We start from the raw sequence: 23985 nt of genomic DNA on the forward strand, positions 1-23985 counted from the left end.
CATCGGGAATCCTGCGGGCTCGCGCGGTCGCCAGTCGCGCGCCTGCGCCGCACGTGCGTCGCCCGGTCGACTCGCCGCCCCCCGCAACCCTGACAGGCCCCATTGCGCGCTGATCGGACTCCATTATCATGGGGGCACTCTGGCCGACCGCCCGCTCCCGATGGACCACCGCGCCGCACCCGATCCCGCCCGCTCCGCCGCCGCGCCCGCGCCTGCCGCGCCCACCCGCGTCGGCCGCCGCCAGCGCGCGCTGCTCTATGCCGGCGGCGCGGCCGTGACGGTCGCGATCCTGCTCGCGAGCGGCCTGATGCTGTACACGATGGCGCGCGAGGCGATCCAGGCGCGCTATACGACCTTCGCGGTCCGCCAGTTCCTCGTCCAGATCGAATTCAAGATGCGCACGACGGGCATGGATACGCTCGTCACGCACGACGAAGCCGTGTGGAATTCCCGTGCGACCGATCCGGCACGCGTGGCCGCGCTCGCGGCCGGCCATGGCCGATTGATCATCCAGGGCAGCCCGACTTTCCCGCCGACGCTCGTGCTGGCCGACCTGTCGCCCGCGCACCCGGCCGGCAACTACGCGCACGACCTGGCGATGGCGAGCGACATGAGCTATCGCGTCGGCGCGTACGTCGCGAAGCACGACGCCGATCGCTCGATCGCGGGCTACGTGTATCGCCCCGACCGCAGCTTTGCGGTCGTCATTCCCGAACCGGTGCCGCCCGATCCGCTCACCGCGTCGCCCGCCACCGATGCAGCCACGCTGGTCGACAAAGTCGCCGCCGGCATCGCGACGCCGCCGCCCGGGCAATACGAATGGCATCCGCCCGTCTACGATCCGGTGCAGCGGCGCGACGTGTTCCGGATCGCCGGCGCCGTCTACGACATGCAGGTGCCGCGCGCGGTGTTCCTGTCGACGGTGCCGGTCGACGTGCTGTGCGCCCGCCTCGCGACGGGCGACACGGCCGATTCGGCGATCATCGTCGACGCGCACGGACGCACGCTGCTGCGCGCCGGCACCGCGGCCGACGACGACACCACCCGCGCGGCCGTCGAGCGGCTCGGCGCGCATACGCGCGAAGCCGTCCGCCGCGGCGGGCCGCGCACCGCGTTCGGCGATGGGCTGTTCTCGCTGAGCCAGCCGATCGCCGAAACCGACTGGACGCTCGTGCAGGCGTTCACGCTGCGCTCGCTGCTCGCGACGATCGGCCTGCGCGCGGGCTGGTACGTCGCGATCATGTTCGCGGTGATCGCGCTCGTGTGGTGGCTGCTGGTGCGTTTCGACCGCCGCGTGCTGAAACCCGACGACGCGCGCACGCGGCGCGTGATCGACAGCGAGAACCTGAACCGGACGATCGTCGAGGCGGCGCCGTCCGGCATCGCGCTGCTGTCGCTCGCCGACGGCGCGGTACTGCTGCAAAACGACACGATGCGCGACTACGATGCGCGCCGCGCGGGCGAACCTTCATTGCCGGCGCGGCTGCTCGAACGCTTCGACCGTTCGCCGGCCGCCGCCGCGTGGCAACCCGATCTGCACGTGACGCTGCCCACCGTCGGCGGCGAAGCGGTCGACCTGCTCGTCAACCTCGTGCGCACGCGCTTTCACGACATGGACGTCGTGCTGTGCAACTTCTCCGACATCACGTCGCAGAAGAACATCGAGCGCCGGCTCGACGAAGCGGCGCGCGCCGCCGACGCCGCGAACGACGCGAAATCCGCGTTCCTCGCGACGATGAGCCACGAGATCCGCACGCCGCTGAACGCGATCCTCGGCAATCTCGAACTGATCGGCCGCGAGCCGCTCGCCGAGTCGCAGCGCGAGCGGCTGCAGACGGTCGAAGGCGCGTCGTCGGTGCTGCTCGAGCTGATCAACGACATCCTCGACCTGTCGAAGATCGAGGCCGGCCAGATGACGATCGAGGCGATTCCGTTCGATCTCGCGGAGACGATCCGGCAGACCGGCGCGATGTTCGAACCGCTCGCCGCAGCGAAGGGCTTGCAGTTCGACGTGTTCGTCGACGACGCGCTGGCGTCGCGCTATCTCGGCGACCCGACGCGCATCCGGCAGATCGCCGCGAACCTGCTCGGCAACGCGATCAAGTTCACGAATCACGGCGAAGTGACGCTCGAGGTGTATCTGCGCGACGACACGAACCCCGATTCGCCGATCGCGATCGGCGTCAGCGATACCGGCATCGGCATGACCGACGCGCAGCGCGCGGCGCTGTTCCGCCCGTTCACGCAGGCCGATACGTCGATCACGCGCCGTTACGGCGGCACGGGCCTCGGACTCGCGCTGACGAAGCAGCTCACGCAGATGATGCACGGTGCGGTCGAAGTGAAGAGCGCGCCTGGCAAGGGCAGCACGTTCGTCGTCACGTTGCCGATGCGGGCGGCCAGCGACGCGCAGGTGGCCGAGCACGACGCGGCGCTCGCCGACGACGGCGCGCTGCCCAGCGTGAGCGCGCGCGTGCTGGTGGTCGACGATCATCCGGTGAACCGCACGCTGCTGCAGGGGCAGCTCGTCACGCTCGGCTATGCGGCGGATGCGGCCGAGGAAGGCGCGTCGGCGCTGCGGCGCTGTGCCGATACGCGCTACGACCTCGTGATGACCGACCTGAACATGCCCGGCATGGACGGCTATACGCTCGCACGCGTGCTGCGTGCGCAGTATCCGGAGCTGCCGATCGTCGCCGTCACCGCGCATGCGAGCGCGACCGAGCATGCGCGGTGCGCGGAAGCGGGGATCGTGTCGGTGCTCGTGAAGCCCGTGCTGCTCGACACGATCGATCGCACCGTGCGGCGGTATGCGCATGCGGCCGCCGCACAGGCGCCGGCCCGGCGCGCGCTCATCGATCTCGCGGAAGGGCCGTTGCCGCCGGACGTGCACAAGCTGCTGGAAACGAGCCTCGCGCAATCGCTGGCGGGGATTCGCAATGCGAAAGCGCGCGATGACGTGGCCGCGTTGCGGCACGAACTCCATTCGCTGCGCGGGGCGTTTGCGACGATTCACGAACATGACGTGGCCGATGCGGTCGGCGTGTTGCAGGCGGCCATTCATGGTGGCGACTTGAGCGCTTTCGACGCGCAGTTGGCGCATGTGGAACGTCTTGCGCGTGAAGCGCTTCAACGGCGCGCGACGCACACACCGTCTGGCTGAACACGGCGCGACCGGCGCTCGCCGGTCGGTCTTTTTCTCTCTCCCTACCTGACGTTCGGACCACGCCGGCGAGAGCATCGCACGCCTGTAGGACTGGGCCTACAAAGACGCTATCTCGAATCAGCCAAGGACGACTGATTAGGACGAGGCCGATCCCTACCATCGGTTTGTGAACTGACAAACTGAAAGGAGTAGGGATATGAACAAGACCTATCGCAGCGTGTGGAACGCCGTGACCAGCACGTGGACGGCCGCAGCCGAAACGGCGAAGTCGCATTCGAAGGGTTCGTCGCGCGCGGCGCGGCAGGCGGTGATCGCGATTGCGCTGGGGAGCGCGTCGATCGGCGGCGCAATGGCAGCCGACGTGTGCACGGCGGAGGACGGATCGAGCGGTACGGTCGATGCGGCAGGTGTGTGCAAGGCCGCCGGCTCCAGCACGCTCGGCACCATGGGAGCGATCGGTACGATGGCAACCGACGCCGAACTCAGCGATTTGCTGAAGTTTGGCGGCAGCTCCACTGGGGCAGCTGTCGCAACTGGCACAGCCGCCACGGCCCTCGGCGCCAATACGCGCGCAACGGGCGGCTGGTCCGTAGCAATCGGCGGTGCGACCGGAGCCGATACAAACGGCGGACGAGGCGCCTTCGCCAACGGAAATAATTCGGTTGCCATCGGCTCAGTGAGTGAAGCTCGCGCCAACAACTCCGTAGCCTTGGGTGACAGCACCCTTGCCGATCGTGCAAATACGGTCTCGGTGGGCGCGGTCAACAATCGCGACGGTCGATCCTTTACGCGTCAGATCGTCAACGTGGCAGCCGGCACGCAAGACAACGACGCCGTAAACGTCGGCCAGATGAAAACAGCGCTTTCGACCAAGGTCGACGATACGTACATCAAGATCGATACGAGCAACAGCACGGCAGCCGCGCAAGCGAGCACGGGCTCGCTTGCCATCGGCACGAATACGAGCGCCGCAGGTAGTTACGCGACAGCATTCGGTAACAGCGCACGGGCGGCCGGCAACAACAGTACGGCACTCGGCTTCCAGGCGAGCAGCGCTGGCGGCGCCGCCGTCGCGATCGGCTCGGGTGCGAACGCAAGCGGCTTGCATGGCGTCGCGTTGGGTGTGAGCACACAAGCCACTCATGCCGATTCGGTGGCACTCGGTTCCTTGTCGATCACGGATCGCGATAACAGCGTATCGGTCGGCTCGCCGACGCTGCGTCGGCAGATCACCAATGTGGCTGCCGGCACGCAAGACACCGACGCGGTGAACGTGGCGCAGATGAACGCAGGCCTGTCGACGACGAACGCATCGATTGCGGCCACGAACACGGCATTGTCGACGACTAACGCGACCCTCTCGACAACCAACTCGTCGCTGTCTACCACCAATGCCACATTGTCGACTGCCAATTCGCAGATCGCTTCGCTCCAGGGCGACATGACGGCCGCAAAGACCGGTATCTCGACGAACACGTCCGACATCGCGAAGCTCAGCGACAAGCTGGGCGAGTTGTCGAGCGGCACGATCGGTCTCGTTCAGCAGGCCACCAAGAGCGACAACATCACCGTCGGTGCGGAAACCGGCGGCCGCGTCGTGGACTTCACCGGCATGGACGGCACACGCAAGCTCACCGGCGTCATGGCAGGCGACGTCTCGGCGGCCAGCACCGAAGCCGTGAACGGCGCGCAACTGCATGGCGTGTCGGAGAGCGTCGCATCGGCCATCGGCGGTAGCTCGATCGTCAATCCGGACGGTTCGATCTCCGCACCGAGCTTCACGGTCGGCGACGGCAGCGGCGGCACGAAGATCGTCAACTCGGTCGGCGATGTCGTGACCAATCTCGACGGTCGCGTGACAACCAACGAAGGCGCAATCTCGAAACTTGCCGACGACATCGGCAGCGGCACGCTCGGCCTCGTCCAGCAGGCGAACCCGGGTGACGACATCACGGTCGGTGCAAACACCGACGGCAATGCCGTGAACTTCAGCAGCAAGACCGGCGCACGCAAGCTCACGGGCGTTGCGGCAGGTGACGTATCGGCATCCAGCACGGACGCCGTGAACGGTACGCAACTGCATGGCGTGTCGGACAGCGTCGCCTCGGCCATCGGCGGCGGTGCAACGGTGAACCCGGACGGCTCGATCTCCGCCCCGTCCTTCACCGTCGGCGACGGCAGCGGCGGCACGAAGATCGTCAACTCGGTCGGCGATGCCGTCACCAATCTCGACGGCCGTACGACGGCCAACGAAGGCGACATCAAAAAGCTCGCCGACGACATCGGCAGCGGCACGCTCGGCCTCGTCCAGCAGGCCAAGCCGGGCGACGACATCACGGTCGGTGCAAACACCGACGGCAATGCCGTGAACTTCAGCAGCAAGACCGGCGCACGCAAGCTCACGGGCGTTGCGGCAGGTGACGTATCGGCATCCAGCACGGACGCCGTGAACGGTACGCAACTGCATGGCGTGTCGGAGAGCGTCGCGTCCGCCATCGGCGGCAGCTCGATCGTCAACCCGGACGGTTCGATCTCCGCGCCGGTCTTCACCGTCGGTGACGGCAGCGGCGGCACCAAGATCGTCAACTCGGTCGGTGACGTCGTCACCAATCTCGACGGCCGGACGACGGCCAACGAAGGCGATATCAAGAAGCTCTCGGACGACATCGGCAGCGGTACGGTCGGCCTCGTCCAGCAAGCCGCCAAGGATGACAACATCACCGTCGGCGCGAAAACCGGCGGCCGCGCCGTGGACTTCACCGGCTCGGATGGCACGCGCAAGCTCACGGGCGTCGCGGCAGGCGACGTGTCGGCAGCCAGCAACGAGGCCGTGAACGGCGCACAACTGCACGGCGTATCGGACAGCGTCGCATCGGCAATCGGCGGCGGCGCAACGGTGAACGCCGACGGCTCGATCTCCGCCCCGTCCTTCACCGTCGGCGACGGCAGCGGCGGCACGAAGATCGTCAACTCGGTCGGCGACGTCGTCACCAACCTCGACGGCCGCATGACGACCAACGAAGGCGGCCTGAAGAAACTCTCCGAGCAACTCGAAAACGGCTCGCTCGGCCTGGTCCAGCAAAACTCGGCCGGCACGATCACCGTCGGCGCGCTGGCTGGCGGCACGTCGGTGAACTTCGCCGGCGCCGATGGCGCACGCGTGCTGTCCGGCGTCGCCAACGGCGTGGACGATGACGACGTCGTGACCGTGTCGCAGCTCCGCGCGACCGGCCTGATCGACTACACGGGCAAGGAAGTCGGCGCGGTCACCTACGACTCGGGCCTGAATTTCGACACCGTGACGTTCGCCGGCACGTTCGGCACGAAGCTGCAGCGCGTGGCCGCCGGCGAAATCAGCGCGACGAGCATGGACGCCGTCAACGGCAGCCAGTTGTTCGATCTGCAGGAGCAGTTCGCGAAGCAGTACGGCGACCTGAGCGGCCAGCTCGGCGACCTGTCGAGCCGCTTCGGCGACCTGTCCGATCGCCTCGGCGATCTCGAGGCGAACCCCGGCACGGGCGGCCCGGGCACGGGCGACGGGTCGACCGTCGTCGGCGAGGGCGCGGTGGCGTCGGGCGAGAACAGCTCGGCGATCGGCGACAGCGCGCTCGCATCGGGCGAAAACGCATCGGCCGTCGGTCAGGGCGCGGTCGCATCGGGCAACAACGGCTCGGCGATCGGCCAGGGCTCCGTGGCATCGGGCGAGAACGGCTCAGCACTCGGTCAAGGCGCAGTCGCGTCGGGTGAAAACGGCACGGCGCTGGGTCAGGGCTCGGCGGCATCGGGCGCGAACGGCACGGCTGTCGGCCAGGGCGCGGTCGCATCGGGCGAGAACAGCACGTCGCTCGGCCAGGGCGCATCGGCCACGGGCAGCGGTTCGGTCGCGATCGGCCAGGGTTCGGTCGCGACGGAAGAGCGCACCGTTTCGTTCGGCGACGGCACCGCAGAAGGCAACCGCCGGCTCGTCAACATCGCGGACGGCATCAACGCGTCCGACGCGGCAACGAAGGGGCAGCTCGACCGTGCGATGGAATCGGTCGACGCACGCTTCAACGACACGAACCGCGCGATCAACGACGTCGCGAAGAACGCGTACGCCGGTATCGCGGCCGCGATGGCGATGCCGAACATGACGCCGTCGCAGCCGGGCAAGACGGTCGTCGCGGTCGGCGCCGCGAACTTCAAGAGCGGCTCGGCGATTGCCGCCGGCGCCACCTATCGGTCGCGCAACGGCAACTGGCTGGTGAACGGCGCGACGTCGATCACGTCGGTCGGCGACGTGGGGGTGCGTGCCCAGGTCGGCTACGAGTTCTGACCGGCGCGCTCCGCGCAAGCGGAGCGTCGACCCGAAGCGGAAGGGCGCGAGCCCTTCCGCTTTTCGGCCGACGGCCAGTGGCGATTCATCCGAGTCACCACCGGCCGTCGGCGCGACGGGATCGCGTCCGGCCAGCCGTTTCGCCGCGACCGATCGCGCCCCGCGCCGGCCCCAATCCGCGTCAACGACGCCGAGCGCGTGCCGCCAGGCACCGCGCAACGCGCAAGAAACCCATGAACAGAACCTTTCCCATTCGCATCGCGATCGCCGACGATCATCCGGCGGTCGTCATCGGCGCCCGCTACGAGCTGTCGGCGACGAACACCATCGCGGTCGTCGCGACCGCGCATAACTCGACGGAGCTGATGGACGCGCTGAGCCGGCATCCGTGCGATGTGCTGGTGTCCGACTATGCAATGCCAGGCACCGACTACGGCGACGGCCTCGCGATGTTCACGACCATCCTCAAGCGCTTTCCCGGCTTGAAGATCGTCGTGATGACGATGATGGAAAACGCCGTGGCGCTGCGCGCGCTGATCGATATCGGCATCGCATGCATCGTCAGCAAGTCGGACATGCCGAATCACCTGACGATGGCGATTCACGCGGCCTATACGAACGGCCGCTACCTGTCGCCGTCGATGGACCGGGTCCTGCGCAATACGGGCAGCGTCGGCGGCCGGGCGCCCGCGCTGTCGGTGCGCGAGGTCGAGGTGATCCGGCTTTTTTCGTCGGGGCTGTCGGTCAACGAGATCGCCGACAAGCTGAACCGCAGCAAGAAGACGATCAGCACGCAGAAAAGCTCGGCGATGCAGAAGCTCGGCATCGAGCGCGACGTCGACCTGGTGCGCTATGCGATCGCGTGCGGGCTCGTCACCGACTACGGCTACGCGCCGCCCGCGCGCGGCGATGAAGCAGGCGGCTGAAACCGCCGCCGTGACCTGAAACGAAAAACCCCGGCAGCCGCAAGGCGCCGGGGTTTCGGTGCATCGGTACGATCCGGCGCACTCGTCTTGATGGCCGCCATCCCGCGCGGCCGGCATCGTCGCGCGTGCCGTCAGGCCGGATCGACGCTGCCTTCCGCTTTCGACTCGCCGCCCCGCCCTTCGCTGGCCGACGCGGCGACGATCCCGTGCTCGATCGCGTAACGCAGCAGGTCGATGTCCTTCTCGATCCCGAGCTTTTCCATCGCGCGCGCCTTTTGCGTGCTGATCGTCTTCTTGCTGCGGCTGAGTTGGTCGGCGATCTCGTTGACCGTGAGGCCCGACGCATAGAGCCGCACGACTTCGAGCTCGCGGTCGCTGAGGTCGCGCTTCTGGTCGGCCGCCCGGGCGCTCGAATGCGACGTGAGCGTGCGCACGACCTTCTCGACCGACGGCGAGAAATACGTGCCGCCCGTCGCGGCCGCGTGAATCGCGGGGATCAGGTGATCGATCGTGTCGGACTTGCTGACGATGCATTCGATGCCGAGCCGCGTCAGCGCGCCGATCACGGCCGGGTTGTCGAGCATGGTCAGCACGACCAGCTTCACGGCCGGGTGATTGCGCTGGAGATAGGAGAACAGCGTGATGCCGTCGCCGTGCGCGCTGCCGGGCATCGCATAGTCGGACACCACGACGTCGCACACGCCGGCCTCGACGAGCCGGATCAGCTCGGTCGAATTGACGGCCTTGCCGGTCAACTGGATCGTCGGCACCGACGACAGGCCGTGCTCGACGCCGACCAGCATCGCCGGGTGGTCGTCGGCCAGTACCACGCGTATCAGATAGCTTCCCATAGTCGTCCAGATGTGCGCGGCAATCGTCGCGGCCGGCTCGCCGCCTGGCGGGCGGCGACGGCGCGCATCGCGGCGTCGTGGATCGTAATTGGGCGCTATCTTCGCATGAAACCGGGGCGGCAACCATGGATCGGGCGGCGGGCCGCGGCCCGGGCCGGGCGCCGGCACGAAAAAAGCCGCCGGCGCATCGAGCGCCGGCGGCTTCGCACTTCTTCCGGGGAAAGCAGGCCGGCATCAGGCGGTCATACCGCCCCAGCCTTACTGCGCGTCGATCCGGACCTCGACGCGGCGGTTCTGCGCGCGGCCTTCGGCCGTCGCGTTGGACGCGACCGGCTCGGCGGCACCCTGGCCCTGCGACACGAACGACTGCGCCTTCAGGCCGTTGGCGCTCAGGTAGTTCATCGCGTTGCGCGCGCGCGAAGCCGACAGCGCGAGGTTGTGCGTCGCGCTGCCCGTCGAATCGGTGAAGCCGGTGACCGTCACGCGACGGAATTCGACGCCGCGATTGACCTCGATGAACCGGTCGAGATTGCTGCGCGCCTGCGGCGTCAGCACCGCGCTGTCGAGCGCGAAGTTCGCGTCGCCCTGCAGCAGCACCTGGCGCTGCGGGACCGGCACGGGCTGCGGTTGCGGTTGCGCGACCGGCGCCGCCACCGGGGCCGGCTGCGGCTTGCCGCACATGAACGTGATTTCGCGTGGGTCCTTCTTCGGCGCACGGCTGTACACGTTATCGATCATCTCGAGCGGCGTGAAGCCCTTGCCCTGGCAGAATTCTTCCGCCGCGCGGGCACACGCGTTCGCGCTGCCCAGCAGCCCGTCGCAGCTCACGCGGAACACGTTGTCCGGCTTGCCGGGAATCGACACCGCGCGGATGTCGTAAGTGACGCCCGATTGCGTCGTGCACGCACCGAGCGCCATCGCGATCGCGCCGATCGACGCGGCGCGCAACAACAAGGTTTTCATGGTCATGATGAAACGCCCGCCACGAAGGCGGGCGCGTAAAAAAGTTGAATGAGGGAAGTCGGGGCGGGCGGAGCAAGCTGCTGCCCCGCCCGGCGCGTTACCACTGATACGAAGCGCCCACGCCGACCGTATTGCCGCCGCTCGACATACCCACGCCGGCCTTCATCTTCAGGTTCTGCGTGATGCGGGCTTCGCCGCCGAACGCCACCGCCTGATAGCCCTTGTAGGTCGCACCGCCGATACCGAACGAAATCGTCTTGCCCGGATCGACGCCCGGAATCATCGTCAGCGCGGTGGCCGCGGCGATACCCGAGTACGCGTTGCGCGACAGGTCGTTGACCTGGCCCTGCATGCCGCCCATGGCCCGGTCGAGCTGACCCTTCGTCGCAACGTCGGTCGCGTTCACACCGTCCGATACGTTCGAGATCGTGCGGGTCCGGTCGATCGAGCCGACCGACACGGTGTCGTCGCCGTACGCGGTCGAACCGGCACCCAGCGCCACCGAGTTCGAACCCGACGCGTTCGCGCCCGAGCCGATCGCGACCGACTGGTTGCCCGATGCGTTCGAGCCGCTGCCGATCGCCGTGGCGCCTTCGGCCGCGCTCTTCGCGCCGGAGCCGATCGCGACGCCGCTGCTCTGCGACGCGCCCGCGTTCGAACCGATCACCGTGGCATTGTTCGCGCCCGTGCCGATCGTCGCGCCCGAACCGGCGGCCGTGTTGCCCGTGCCCGCGCCTGCGTTGGCCGGCGTCGTGCTGCCCGTGCCCACGTCGGTGCCGGCGAAGTAGTCGTTACCCGAACCACCGTTGCCCGGACCACCGCTGCCCGGCGGCCGCTGCTCGAGATCGCCGACACGATCGTCGAGGCCGCCGATACGGTCGCTCAGCTCGCTCAACTGGCCGAAGTTCACCGCGTCGTACTGGCTCGCGCCGTCCGCCACGTTCGTCAGTCGCACCGGCGCCGCGCCCGTGCCGCCCAGCGTCACCGAACCGTAGTTCGGCGTGCCGTCGCGGTTCAGGTCGTAACGCACCGCGAGCGAATCGGTCGCGCCGTACTGCGCTGCCGCCTGCACGGCTTCGGCCACGGTCTTGTACTTGCTGCCGTTCACCTCGATCGACGTATCCGCGAGCTTGCCGTCGGCATCGACCGTGGTCCCGCCGCCGATCACGTCCGCCACGCTCTGCGCGGTGCCGTGCAGCTGCGAACCGTTGACCGCGTCGATGCTCGTCGCGCTCACCGCGCCCGCCGCCACGCCGGTCAGCACGCGGTTGCCCGCCGTGCCCGCGAAGTTCACGGTCGTGCCGTCCGTGTCCTTCGCGACCGTGATGTCGCGCGTCGTATCGTCCTGCTGAACCAGGCCGATCGAACCGTGGACGAGGCTGTTCGAGATGTTCTCGATCGCATCGCCGACGTTGTCGAACGTCTTGTCGCTGACCTTGTACGACGGGCTCGTCACGTTGCCGTCCGCGTCGACGCCCGCGCCGCCGCCGAGCGACTTCGCGACGCTCTGCGACACGCCGTGCAGCTGCGCGCCGTTGATCGCGTCCGTGCTGTTGGCCGATACCGCGCCTGCCTTCACGTTCGAGATCGTCGTGCCGTTCGCGCCGGCCAGCGTGACCTGGTCGAAGTTCGCCGAGCCGTCGGCATTCTTGCCGTACGTCACCGCGAGCGAAGCCAGCCCCGCGCCCGGGTTGGTCGGATCGACCGGCGCAACGAGGCCTGCGTCCTGCAGCTGGCCGAGGTTGATCGCGTCGTGACGATCCGTACCGTCGGCGACGTTCTTCAGTGCGACCGGCGCCGTCGCACCCGCGCCGCCCAGCGTCACCGAACCCATGTTCGGCGTGCCGTCCGCATTACGGTCGTACGTCACCGCGGCGATCGATTGACCCGTCACCGGATCGACCAGACCCGAGTCGCCGAGCTGCTTGTTGATCACGGTAATGTTTTGCGTGTTCGTCACCGTGCGGCCGTCGAGGTTCGACAGCGCGTCGCCCACGTTGTCGTACGCGACCGACTTCGATGCATCCGCCGGATCGGCCAGCGAGTACGTCGGGTTCGTCACCTTGCCGTCCGCGTCGACCTTCGAGCCGCCGCCCAGCGAATCGGCCACGCTCTGCGCGGTGCCGTGCAGCTGCGCACCGTTGATCGCGTCCGTGCTGGTGGCCGTGACCGCGCCTGCCTTCACGTTCGTCAGCGTCGTGCCGCCCGTGCCCTTCAGCGTGACCACGTCCTGCGTCGCGCTGTCGTATGCCACGGCGAGCGACGTCAGCCCCTTGCCCGGATTCGTCGGATCGACCGGTGCAACCAGGCCTGCGTCCTGCAACTGGCCAAGGTTGATCGCGTCGTTGCGGTCCGTGCCGTCGGCGACGTTCTTCAGTGCGACCGGCGTCGTGGCGCCCGCACCGCCCAGCGTCACGGCATCCTTCGCCGCGCTGTCGTACGTCACCGCCATCGACGTCAGCTTGCCCGAGCCGTCTTCGCCCACCAGGCCGGCGTTCTTCAACTGGCCGAGGTTCAGCGCATCGCCGTCGTCCGTCGCGTCCGCGACGTTCTTCAGCGCCACAGGCGTGGTTGCGCCCGCGCCGCCCAGCGTCACGCTGTCCTTTGCCGCGCTGTCGTATGTCACTGCCGCAATCGGCTTGCCCGTCGACGGATCGATCAGGCCCGCGTCCTTCAGTTGCGAGACGTTCACCGCGTCCATGTCGGCCACACCGGCCTTCACGTTCGACAGCGTCGTGCCATCCGTACCCTTCAGCGTGACGACATCCTTCGCCACGCCGTCGTACGCGACGGCCAGCGACGTCAAGCCCGCACCCGGGTTGGACGGATCGACCGGTGCAACCAGGCCCGCATCCTGCAACTGGCCGACGTTGATCGCGTCGTGACGGTCCGTACCGTCGGCAACGTTCTTCAGTGCGACCGGCGCCGTCGCGCCCGTACCGCCCAACGTGACCGTGTCCTTCGCTGCACCGTCGTACGTCACTGCCATCGACGTCAGGTTGCCCGCGCCGTCGTCGCCGACCAGACCGGCGTTTTTCAACTGGCCGAGGTTCAACGCATCGCCGTCGTCCTTCGCATCCGCGACGTTCTTCAGCGCCACAGGCGTGGTTGCACCCGCGCCGCCCAGCGTCACGCTGTCCTTTGCCGCGCTGTCGTATGTCACTGCCGCGATCGGCTTGCCCGTCGACGGATCGATCAGGCCCGCGTCCTTCAGCTGCGAGACGTTCACCGCGTCCATGTCGGCCACACCGGCCTTCACGTTCGACAGCGTCGTGCCGTCCACGCCGGCCAGCGTCACCTTGTCGCGTGCCGCGCCGTCGTACGTCACTGCCATCGACGTCAGGTTGCCCGCGCCGTCGTCGCCCACCAGACCGGCGTTCTTCAACTGGCCGAGGTTCAGCGCGTCGCCGTCGTCCTTCGCGTCCGCGACGTTCTTCAATGCGACCGGCGTGGTCGCGCCCGCGCCGCCCAGCGTCACGGTGTCCTTCGCCGCGCTGTCGTACGCCACCGCCAACGGATTGCCGCCGCTGTTCTTGTCGAGCGCACCGAGGGCATCACCCACGTTGTGGTAATCCTGGCCGCCGACCGAGTACGTCGGGTCGGTGAGCGAACCATCCGCGCCGACGCCCGCGCCGCCGCCGATCTTGTCCGCGACGCTCTGCGACACCGTGAACAGCTGCGAGCCGTTGACCGCGTCGTGGCTCGTCGCGTTCACCGCACCGGCTGCGACGTTGTGGATCGCGACCGGGACGCCGGCGTTGCCCAGCGTCACGCTGTTCTTCGCCGCGCTGTCGTACACCACCGCCAGTGATTCGCCCGTCGTCGGGTCGATCACGCCGCCCTTCTCCAGCGAATCCTTCAGGTCGCCGAGGTTCTGGTTCGTCGCGAACAGTTGCGAACCGTTGACCGCGTCCTTGCTGTCTGCGGCGAGCACGCCATCGGCCACGTTGTGCAGGGCGACCGGCGTGGTCGCGCCTGCGCCACCCAGCGTCACGCTGTCCTTCGCCGTGCCGTCGTACGTCACCGCCATCGACGTCAGGTTGCCCGAGCCGTCGTCGCCGACCAGGCCCGCATCCTTCAGCTGGCCGAGGTTCAGTGCATCGCCGTCATCCGTCGCGTCCGCGACGTTCTTCAGCTGCGTCGGACCCGTGCCATTGCCGAGCGTCACCGAACCGTAGTTCGGCGTGCCGTCCGGGTTACGGTCGTACGTCACCGCCGCGATCGACTGCCCCGTCACCGGATCGACCAGACCCGAATCGGCGAGCTGCTTGTTGATCACGGTGATGTTTTGCGTGTTCGTCGCCGTACGGCCGTCGAGGTTCGACAGCGCATCGCCCACGTTGTCGTACGCGACCGACTTCGACGCATCCGCCGGATCGGCCAGCGAGTACGTCGGGTTCGTCACCTTGCCGTCCGCGCCCACCGTCGAGCCGCCGCCGAGCGAATCCGTCACGCCCTTCAACTGGCCGACGTTCACCGCATCGGTCGTTTGCGTACCTGCCGCGACGTTGACGATCTGGCGTTCCGCGCCTGCACGGCCGACCGACAGTGCGTTCGCACGATCCGAGAACGCGTTCGCGCCGAGCGCGATGCTGTTGGCCGCGCCTGCGGTCGCGTTCGCGCCGAGCGCCATCGCGCCTTCGACGCTGCGCGCGACGTTCGCACCCGTACCGATCGCGACCGCGTTGGTCGCGCCGGCCCGCACGTTCGCGGCGTTACCGACCGCGATCGAGCCGTCGCCGATCGCCTGCGCACCGTTGTTACCCACTGCCAGCGCGTATTCGCCGTTCGCCTGCGCGTTCGCACCCAGCGCCACGGCCTGCGTGCCGTTCGTCTGGACGTTCGAACCCACGGCGACCGAGTAGTCCTGGCCGGCGCCGGTCTGCGCGAAGCTGCCGATCGCGACCGAGTTGTTCGAACCCGCGCCGCTCTGGAGGCCCACCGCCACCGCGTTGGCGCCGCTCGCCGCGGTCGACGAGCCGATCGCGGCCGCCGTGGCCTTGGTCGGGTCCGCGCCGTTCAGCGAAGCGACGTTGTTGCCCTGCAGGCCTTCGATCGCGACGAGCGGATCGCTGACGTCCATCGGCTGCATCGAGCGCGCGCTCACCTCGTCGATCGCGGCCTTCGTCTTCTTGTCGATTTCCGACGAGAAGGTGTCGATGGCCTGCTGCGTCTTCGACGTCACCGAGGTCGACAGGGTGTTCAGCGCCGCGTACAGCTGGCCGCCGTTGACGGCGTCCGTGCTCTGGAATGCGACGTCGCCGTCCGCCACGTTGACGACCTTGCGTTCCCGGCCCACATCGCCGACCGACACGACGTTGTTCTGGTTCGCGACCGAGTTGTAGCCGATCGCGACCGAGCCGGCACCGGTCACGCGCGCGCCGCTGCCGAGCGCCAGCGAGTTCGCGCTGGTGGCGCGGGCGTCGGAGCCGATCGCGACGGCCAGCGCGCCGCTTGCGACCGCAGGCGTGCCCGTGAGCGGGTCGGCATTGACCTTGACGAAGCGCAGGTTGCCGCCCGACATCCGGTCTTCGAGATCCGACAGGCCCGTGTTCAATTGCTTGACGTTGACCGCGTCGAGGTCGTCGACGCCCGTCGCGACATTCTTGATCTGCGTCGGGCCGGCGCCGTTGCCGAGCGTCACCGTGCCGTAGTTCGGCGTGCCGTCTGCGTTACGGTCGTACGTCACCGCCGCGATCGCCTTGCCCGTCGACGGATCGATCAGGCCCGAATCCTTCAGTTGCGAGACGTTCACCGCGTCCATGTCGGCCACGCCGGCCTTCACGTTCGACAGCGTCGTGCCGTTCGTGCCGGCCAGCGTCACGGTGTCCTTTACATTGCTGTCGTACACCACCGCCAGCGATTCGCCGGTGACCGGGTCGATGACGCCGCCCTTCCCGAGCGAATCTTCGAGATCGCCGACACGCGTGTTCGTCGCGAACAGTTGCGAACCGTTCACCGCGTCCTTGCTCGTCGCCGAAAGAACCCCGTCCGCCACGTTGTGCAGCGCCACCGGTGCGGTCGCGCCCACGCCGCCCAGCGTCACGCTGTCCTTCGTCGTGCCGTCATACGTCACTGCGAGCGACGTGAGGTTGCCGGCGCCATCGTCACCGACCAGACCGGCGTCCTTCAATTGACCGAGGTTCAGTGCGTCGTGGTCGTCCGTCGCGTCCGCGACGTTCTTGACTTGCGTCGGGCCTGCGCCGTTACCCAGCGTTACCGTGCCATAGTTCGGCGTGCCGTCTGCGTTACGGTCGTACGTGACCGCGGCGATCGACTTTCCGTCGTCACCGATCAGACCCGAACCCTTCAGTTGCGAGACGTTCACCGCGTCCATGTCGGCCACGCCGGCCTTCACATTCGACAGTGTCGTGCCGTCCACGCCGGCCAGCGTGACCTTGTCGCGTGCCGAGCCGTCGTACGTCACCGCCATCGACGTCAGGTTGCCTGCGCCGTCGTCGCCCACCAGACCTGCGTCCTTCAGCTGGCCGAGGTTCAGTGCGTCATGGTCGTCCGTCGCATCAGCGACGTTCTTGACTTGCGTCGGACCTGCGCCGTTGCCGAGCGTCACCGAACCGTAGTTCGGCGTGCCGTCCGGGTTACGGTCGTACGTCACCGCGGCGATCGACTTGCCGTCGTCGCCGATCAGACCCGAACCCTTCAGCTGCGACACGTTCACCGCGTCCATGTCGGCGACACCCGCCTTCACATTCGACAGCGTCGTGCCGGTCGTGCCGGCCAGCGTCACGGTGTCCTTTACATTGCTGTCGTACACCACCGCCAGCGATTCGCCCGTCACCGGGTCAATCACGCCGCCCTTGCCGAGCGAATCTTCGAGGTCGCCAACACGCGTGTTCGTTGCGAACAACTGCGAGCCGTTCACCGCGTCCTTGCTGTCCGCGGCAAGCACGCCATCCGCGACGTTGTGGATGGCGACCGGTGCGGTCGCCCCCATGCCGCCCAGCGTCACGCTGTCCTTCGCTGCACCGTCATACGTCACGGCGAGCGACGTGAGGTTGCCTGCGCCGTCGTCGCCGACCAGGCCCGTGTCCTTCAACTGACCGAGATTCAGTGCATCGTGATCATCCGTCGCGTCCGCGACGTTCTTGACTTGCGTCGGGCCTGCGCCGTTGCCGAGCGTCACCGAACCATAGTTCGGCGTGCCGTCTGCGTTGCGGTCGTACGTCACCGCGGCGATCGACTTGCCGTCGTCACCGATCAGACCCGAACCCTTCAGTTGCGAGACGTTCACCGCGTCCATGTCAGCCACACCGGCCTTCACGTTCGACAGCGTCGTGCCGCTGGCGCCAGCCAGCGTGACCGTGTCCTTCGTGTTGCTGTCGTACACCACCGCCAGCGATTCGCCCGTCACCGGGTCGATCACACCACCCTTCCCGAGCGAATCTTCGAGGTCGCCAACACGCGTGTTCGTTGCGAACAGTTGCGAGCCGTTCACCGCGTCCTTGCTGTCGGCAGCAAGCACACCGTCCGCTACGTTATGAATGGCGACCGGCGTCGCGCCGTCACCCAGCGTGACTGCGGTCTTCGTCGCATCGTCATACGTCACTGCGAGCGACGTGAGGTTGCCCGAGCCGTCGTCGCCGACCAGGCCCGTGTCCTTCAACTGACCGAGGTTCAGCGCGTCGTGATCATCCGTCGCGTCCGCGACGTTCTTGACTTGCGTCGGACCTGCGCCGTTGCCGAGCGTCACCGTGCCGTAGTTCGGCGTGCCGTCCGCGTTGCGGTCGTACGTGACCGCGGCGATCGACTTGCCGTCGTCGCCGATCAGTCCCGAACCCTTCAGTTGCGAAACGTTCACTGCGTCCATGTCGGCCACGCCGGCCTTCACGTTCGACAGCGTCGTGCCGCTGGCACCGGCCAGCGTGGCCGTGTCCTTCGTCGCGTCGTCGTACGTCACCGCAAGCGACGTCAGATTGCCCGCGCCGTCGTCACCGACGAGGCCCGCGTTCTTCAGCTGGCCGAGGTTCAGTGCATCGTGATCGTCCTTCGCGTCCGCGACGTTCTTCAGCGCCACAGGCGCCGCCGCACCCGTGCCGCCCAGCGTCACGGTGCTCTTGGTCGCATCGTCGTAAATGACCGCATTGGGATTGCCGATACCGCTCGACGCAAGCGCATCGAGCGCGTCGCCGACGTTGTGATAGTCGGTCCCGCCAACGTTGTAGGTCGGATTCGTGATGCTGCCGTTTGCATCGACGGCCGCGCCGCCGCCGAGCGCCTTCGTCACGCCGGTCAACTGACTCACGTTCACCGCATCAGTCGCCTGCGTGCCTGCCGCCAGGTTAACGACTTGTCGTTGCCGAGTCGTCGAACCGACCGACACGGAATTGTCTCGATCCGCGATCGACTGCGCTCCGAGTGCAACCGAGAAATCGCCGCTCGCTGTCGAGCGCGATCCCATTGCGACCGCGCGATCACCGGTCGCATTCGAGGTATTGCCGACCGTGACGGCTCCTACACCGCTCGCATTCGCTTGCGCACCGACCGCAATCGCACTATTCGCGCTTGCTATTGCCGCTGAACCGAATGCGGTCGCCCATGCTGTCGTGGCCGAAGTACCTGCTCCAACTGCCGTAGCATTGTTTCCGCCCGTGGCAGCTGAGCCGTTACCGACAGCGACAGACGACTGCACCGTTGCGGACGAGCCATTACCGACCGCAAGCGAGCTCGCGCCCGTCGCACTTGCGGCACCGCCGATCGCAACACCGTTACCACCGACCGTTGCCGGACCAGCGGCGGTCGCAATCTTGATGTATGTGTTGTCGACCTTCGTCGAAAGCGCCGTGTTCATCTGGCCGAGGTTCACGGCATCGGTGTTCGCCGTGCCGGCTGCCAGATTCGTGATCTGTCGTTGCAGAGACGCGGAGCCAACCGACACGCTGTTGGCTCTATCGGTAGCCGAATTGACACCGATCGCCACCGATTCACTATGGCCCGCGTTTGCGTTAGCGCCGAAGGCCGCCGAGTGATAGCCGGCCGCGGCTGCGCCGATGCCAACCGCCGTACCGGCCTCGCCGGCCGCCCTCGCAACCGCACCGATCGCTACGGTATTCGTGTTGCCAGCCGTTGCCGAGCTACCGATTGCGATGCCATTGGCGCCCGTCGACGTGGCGCGATTACCCAGCGCGACGCTCGCGTTCCCGCTCGCATCCGCGAGCACACCCACGCCGACCGCGTTGGTCGCACCCTTCGCTTGATAACCGATCGCCGTGCCATACGTGCCGCTGGTGCTCGCCTGACGACCGACCGCAATGGCATTCGCGCCGACAGCGCTCGCCGAATAGCCAAGCGCAGTCGCGCCATCCGCGGTGGCAGCGGAACGGGAACCCATGGCAGTCGTATTGACAGCCTGAGCGCCGGCTGCCTGCCCGAAGGCGGACGCGTTGGCACCCGCAGCATTTGCGCTCGTACCGACCGCAGCGCTTTCCGCCCCGGTCGCACGCGACAACGTGCCGATGGCGGTAGCGTTCTGAGCGCTCGCCACAGTGTTGCCGCCGAGCGCAACTGCAGAAGTACCCGTCGCGCTGGCATTGGCGCCGATCGCGGTCGCGCTGCTGCCTGCCCGCGCAGCCGTCGCCGCAGCATACGTTCCGGTGCTGATCGCCACATACGGGTTGCTTGCCGTCGCCGCGCCCGCAATCGCCGAATTCAACTGATTGAGGTTGACCGCATCGGTCCCGGCCGTACCCGCGGCCAGCCCCGTGATGCGGTGGTTCGTCATGTTGACGTTGTTGTTGAAGTCGGCCGGACCGCTGATGTGCACGCCGTTCTGACCGTACAGGACCAGATGGCCGTCGGTGGCGCCCATGACGGACGCGGTAGGAGTCGAGCCGGTGGCACCGTTCGTGCCGGCATTGTTGCCCAGGACAAAAGAAGGTGCATGCCCTTGATACGTCGGCAAACTGGTATTGATAGGCGCACAGTTGGCACTCGTCGTGTTACTCAGCGCACCAAAGGTTTGCCCGTACCTCACCCCGTTCGCCGCGGTCGTATTCGAGCACAGGTTGAGACCCCCGCCGGTCGCCTGCGCCATCGCATCGACAGACATGGTCCCGCCCCCCACCCCGGCCATCACCGCGACAGCCGCCGTCACCGACGAGCGCATCGTCGAGTTCGCTTTCGATTTGGTGCGCATCCGCGCCGTTTCGGGCGCCGCCGCCCATGTGCCCGTCGTCGCGTTCCAGACGGTCCGATATGACTTGTTCACGTTGATAGCCCCTGTAGAAGAGAAGTGGGAAGGACGAACCTCGTCCACAGTTGCCAATGTATTGATCGCCTGTCATTTCGATAATCAGACGGCTGGACGTGCGATGACTTATTTTGTAGGCCCAGTCCTAACATGACGTTGCTTGACAATCGGTCATGCAAAACACGCCCCGACGCACCGTTCGCTTGATCGATTCCGTTTGACACATCCGCGCGTCAGGCCTTATATACGCAGCGCGCAACCGATTGCATGAATAGGACTGGTCCTATCCATCGCGCGCGAGTGTTTCGGACTGCCCTACATACAGGCCCGTCCGCTATCCCGATAATTTTCCCGTTCCCCGAGCCGGCAACGCATTGCGCTGCCATCAGCATGGCTCGCGGATATCGTCCGCGTCCCGGCCTCGCCGCGGCTCTTGCCGCGCGCGCCGTGCGTGTCTCCCGATTTGCGCATTGATTCACCGGTCTTCGTCTCATGCCCATCCGCCATCTCTTCGCGTCCCACACGGACGCCAGCGCGCCGTTCGCGTCGATCGACGACGACGCGCGCGATCTGAGCCTGCTGAACCGGTATCAGCGCTTCACGCTGTACGGCGGCGCGGTCGTGCTGTCGCTCGTGATCCTGATCACCGCCGGCATCCTGCTGGTCGGCTCGGTGCGCGACTACATCGCGGAGCGGCGCGACCTGTTCATCACGCACAAGGCGCTCGTGCAGCTCGAAATGGACGCGAAGCAGGCGTCGATGCGCCGCGCGGTGATCAACGCCGAGCTGCTGTGGAACGGTCATCCGCCGCATGCGTGGGAAGCGTCCGACGCGCTGCGCAAGGACGGCCACGTGCTGCTCGCGCCGATGCGCGGCGTGAGCGAGATCTTCCTGGCCGCGTCGCCCGCCGCGCTGGCCGACAACGAAACCGATCGCTACGTGCAACTGATGGAGCGCCAGACGATTTCCGTCGCGGCCGCCGAACGCCAGACCGGGCGCGCGGTGCGCGGCTACGCGTACAGCCCCGACCGCAACGTGATCGCGATCACGCCGCCGCCGTCGATGCCGTATCACGACGTGCTCGCACGCATCGGTGTGACGGATACGCACGCGCTGATCCAGCACCTCGCGTTCGACGTCGCCGACTGGTCCGATCCGGCGATCGCGCGCTACTGGCGCCTGTCGCGCCGGATCGCGTGGCAGGCGCCGGCGATCGATCCGTTGACCGGCAAGACGGTGTTCCGCCTGGTCGAACCCGCGTTCGACGGGCAGAAGCATTTCATGACGTTCGTCAGCGACTTCGACGTCGACGTGATCGCCGACCGGATGAAGCACGCGCCCGACGATGCGGTCGCGATGCTGATCGACGAGAACGGCCGCGTGCTGCTGCACGTCGATCGCACCGGCGACGCGGAAGACGGCGCCGCGCTGATGAAACACGCGCTCGCCGAAGGTACGTGGCGCCGCGGCCTCGTGAATTTCGACGAAAGCTACCGGCACGGCGTGTTCACGATCACCGACCGGATCTCGGATACCGGTTACGCGATCGTCTATGCGTATTCGTGGCACACGATCGCCTATGCGATCTGGTCGACGATGCTGCGCGAATTCGGCACGACCGCGACCATCCTGATCGTGCTGTGGACGCTCGTGATCGCGTTCGACCTGCGCGTGTTCGCGCCGCTGTTCCGCCGCTCGCGACGCGTGTTCGAAAGCGAGCGGATGAGTCGCACGATCGTCGCGACCGCGCCGTTCGGCATCGGCCTCGTCGCACCCGACACGCACCAGGTGCTGCTGCGCAACCGGATGCTCGAGCTGTACGAGCGCGAGGCCGGCGACCCGCCGCTGCACGAACGGCTGCTGGCGCGCTACCGCGAGCACGCGGATGCGTCGCCGGTCCAGCTCGACGTCGAACTGCCGGTGACGCTCGACGACGGCCGCGCCCGCGACCTGCTCGTCAATTTCGTACGCGTCCGCTACAAGGGCAAGGAAGCGCTGCTGTGCAGTTTCTCCGACATCACGACGCGCGCCGATGCGGAGCGCGCGCTCGACAGCGCGAACCGCGCGAAATCGACGTTCCTCGCGACGATCAGCCACGAGATCCGCACGCCGCTGAACGCGATGCTCGGCAATCTCGAACTGCTCGACAAGGCGCCCGACCCGAGCCGCCAGAAACCGCGGCTGCATGCGGTCACGTCGGCCGCACGGATGCTGCTCGACATGCTGAACAACGTGCTCGACATGACGAAGATCGAAGCCGACCGGATGACGCTCGAAGCGACCGGCTTCCGGATCGACGAGCTGATGCGCGACGTCGCTGACCTGTTCGAGCCAGTGGCCGGCGCGAAGGGCATCGCGCTGAGGATCGACGTCGATCCGGCGGTCACGCATACGTATCTCGGCGACCCGATGCGCGTGCGGCAGATCGTCGTGAACCTGGTCAGCAACGCGATCAAGTTCACCGACCGCGGCGCGGTGGCGTTGTCGGTGTCGGCGCCGTCCGGTGGCGACGCGACGCCCGTGACGATCCGCGTCAGCGATTCCGGCATCGGCATGACGGCCGATCAGCTCGCGCACGTGTTCGAGCCGTTCGCGCAGGCCGACGAGTCGATCGCGCGCCGCTTCGGCGGCACGGGCATCGGCCTCGCGCTGAGTTACAAGCTCGCGGAGTCGATGGGCGGGCGCATCGAGGCGAACAGCGTGCCGGGCGTCGGGTCGACCTTCGTCGTCACGTTGCCGCTGCCGCTCGACCGCCAGCCGGGCGCCGCGCAGGCGCTTTCAGGAGAGGACGCGCCGAACGTACGCGTGCTGTTCGTCGACGACAACCCGGTCAACCGTTCGCTCGTCCACGATCAGCTGGACGTACTCGGCTATCAGGCCGATATCGCGTCGAACGTTGCGGACGCGCTCGATCTGGTGGATCGCCACGACTACGCGGTGGTGCTGACCGATCTGAACATGCCCGGCCTCGACGGGTACGCGTTCGCGCGCGTGCTGCGCGAGCGCGGCCGCGTGCAGCCGATCCTGGCGGTGACCGCGCATGCGGAACCCGACGTGTTGCGTCTGGCTTGGGAAGCGGGCATCGACGAGATCGTCACGAAGCCGACGTCGCTGAAATCGCTCGAACAGGCGATCGCGAAGTACGCGGGGACGTGGCGGCGGCCGACGTATCCGCCCGCACCGGCGCGCGCGCCTGGCCCGTTGCCGAAAGACCTGCACACGGTGCTCGTCGATGCGACGCAACGCTCGAGCGCGACCATCGCGCGGGCGTTGCAGGACGGCGACCTGAAGGTCGCGCGTTCGGAGATTCACAGCATGCGCGGTGCGTTCGCGATGATCGGCGAGCGGGAGATTTCAGGGCTCTGCGCGTCGATGGAAGCGCTGGCGCTGGCGGGGGATGCGGCGGCGTTCGCGCGCGAGTTCGAGCGCTATCGAGAGGCTGCGAACGAGATCCTCGTGCGACGGGCGGCAGGCTGATCGAAGTCGTCGGTTGAAACGCTTTCTGACATATCAGGAACGATTCGACGATGCAGTCCGCCAAGGCGATCGCGCTGGAT

7 protein-coding genes are annotated in these 23985 nt (G+C 67.4%); 4 read left to right on the plus strand and 3 right to left on the minus strand.

Annotation, left to right across the window (positions count from 1 at the left end; all coding sequences use genetic code 11):
• Nucleotides 1-160 precede the first annotated feature (160 nt).
• The 3 genes from HWX14_RS19770 to HWX14_RS19780 all read left to right on the plus strand — a co-directional run bounded on the left by HWX14_RS19770 (nt 161) and on the right by HWX14_RS19780 (nt 8407).
• Nucleotides 161-3163, plus strand: a complete 3003-nt coding sequence (locus HWX14_RS19770; protein WP_175884099.1) for an ATP-binding protein — start codon at nt 161-163, stop codon at nt 3161-3163.
• Between the two features lie 199 nt (nt 3164-3362).
• On the plus strand, nt 3363-7481 hold the full coding sequence (locus HWX14_RS19775; RefSeq protein ID WP_175884100.1) for an ESPR-type extended signal peptide-containing protein: 4119 nt from the start codon (nt 3363-3365) through the stop codon (nt 7479-7481).
• A 233-nt stretch (nt 7482-7714) separates the two neighbouring features.
• Nucleotides 7715-8407: a response regulator gene (locus HWX14_RS19780; RefSeq protein ID WP_175884101.1), complete on the plus strand. Its 693-nt coding sequence runs from the start codon at nt 7715-7717 to the stop codon at nt 8405-8407.
• A gap of 131 nt (nt 8408-8538) precedes the next feature.
• On the opposite strand, the gene HWX14_RS19785 is transcribed toward HWX14_RS19780, so the two are convergent.
• The 3 genes from HWX14_RS19785 to HWX14_RS19795 form a co-directional block, all read right to left on the minus strand.
• Nucleotides 8539-9258 carry a response regulator transcription factor gene (locus HWX14_RS19785; RefSeq protein WP_175884102.1) on the minus strand — a complete coding sequence of 240 codons (720 nt, stop codon included), beginning with the start codon at nt 9256-9258 and terminating at the stop codon, nt 8539-8541.
• Between the two features lie 258 nt (nt 9259-9516).
• Nucleotides 9517-10227, minus strand: a complete 711-nt coding sequence (locus HWX14_RS19790) for an OmpA family protein (protein ID WP_175884103.1) — start codon at nt 10225-10227, stop codon at nt 9517-9519.
• A gap of 91 nt (nt 10228-10318) precedes the next feature.
• Entirely contained in the window at nt 10319-20494 is a 10176-nt protein-coding gene (locus tag HWX14_RS19795) for a YadA-like family protein (protein ID WP_244130300.1), read from the minus strand.
• A gap of 426 nt (nt 20495-20920) precedes the next feature.
• Here HWX14_RS19795 and HWX14_RS19800 point away from each other — a divergent pair, with 426 nt between their 5' ends.
• Entirely contained in the window at nt 20921-23905 is a 2985-nt protein-coding gene (locus tag HWX14_RS19800; RefSeq protein WP_175884104.1) for an ATP-binding protein, read from the plus strand.
• The last annotated feature ends 80 nt before the right edge of the window (nt 23906-23985 follow it).

The organism is Burkholderia sp. BCC0044, assembly GCF_902832955.1.
In the GTDB taxonomy this organism is placed as follows: Bacteria; Pseudomonadota; Gammaproteobacteria; order Burkholderiales; family Burkholderiaceae; genus Burkholderia.

Coding starts and splice junctions, on each gene's coding strand:
- HWX14_RS19770 (WP_175884099.1), top strand. CDS start 161: ATGGACCACCGCGCCGCACCCGATCCCGCCCGCTCCGCCGCCGCGCCC.
- HWX14_RS19775 (WP_175884100.1), top strand. CDS start 3,363: ATGAACAAGACCTATCGCAGCGTGTGGAACGCCGTGACCAGCACGTGG.
- HWX14_RS19780 (WP_175884101.1), top strand. CDS start 7,715: ATGAACAGAACCTTTCCCATTCGCATCGCGATCGCCGACGATCATCCG.
- HWX14_RS19785 (WP_175884102.1), bottom strand. CDS start 9,258: ATGGGAAGCTATCTGATACGCGTGGTACTGGCCGACGACCACCCGGCG.
- HWX14_RS19790 (WP_175884103.1), bottom strand. CDS start 10,227: ATGACCATGAAAACCTTGTTGTTGCGCGCCGCGTCGATCGGCGCGATC.
- HWX14_RS19800 (WP_175884104.1), top strand. CDS start 20,921: ATGCCCATCCGCCATCTCTTCGCGTCCCACACGGACGCCAGCGCGCCG.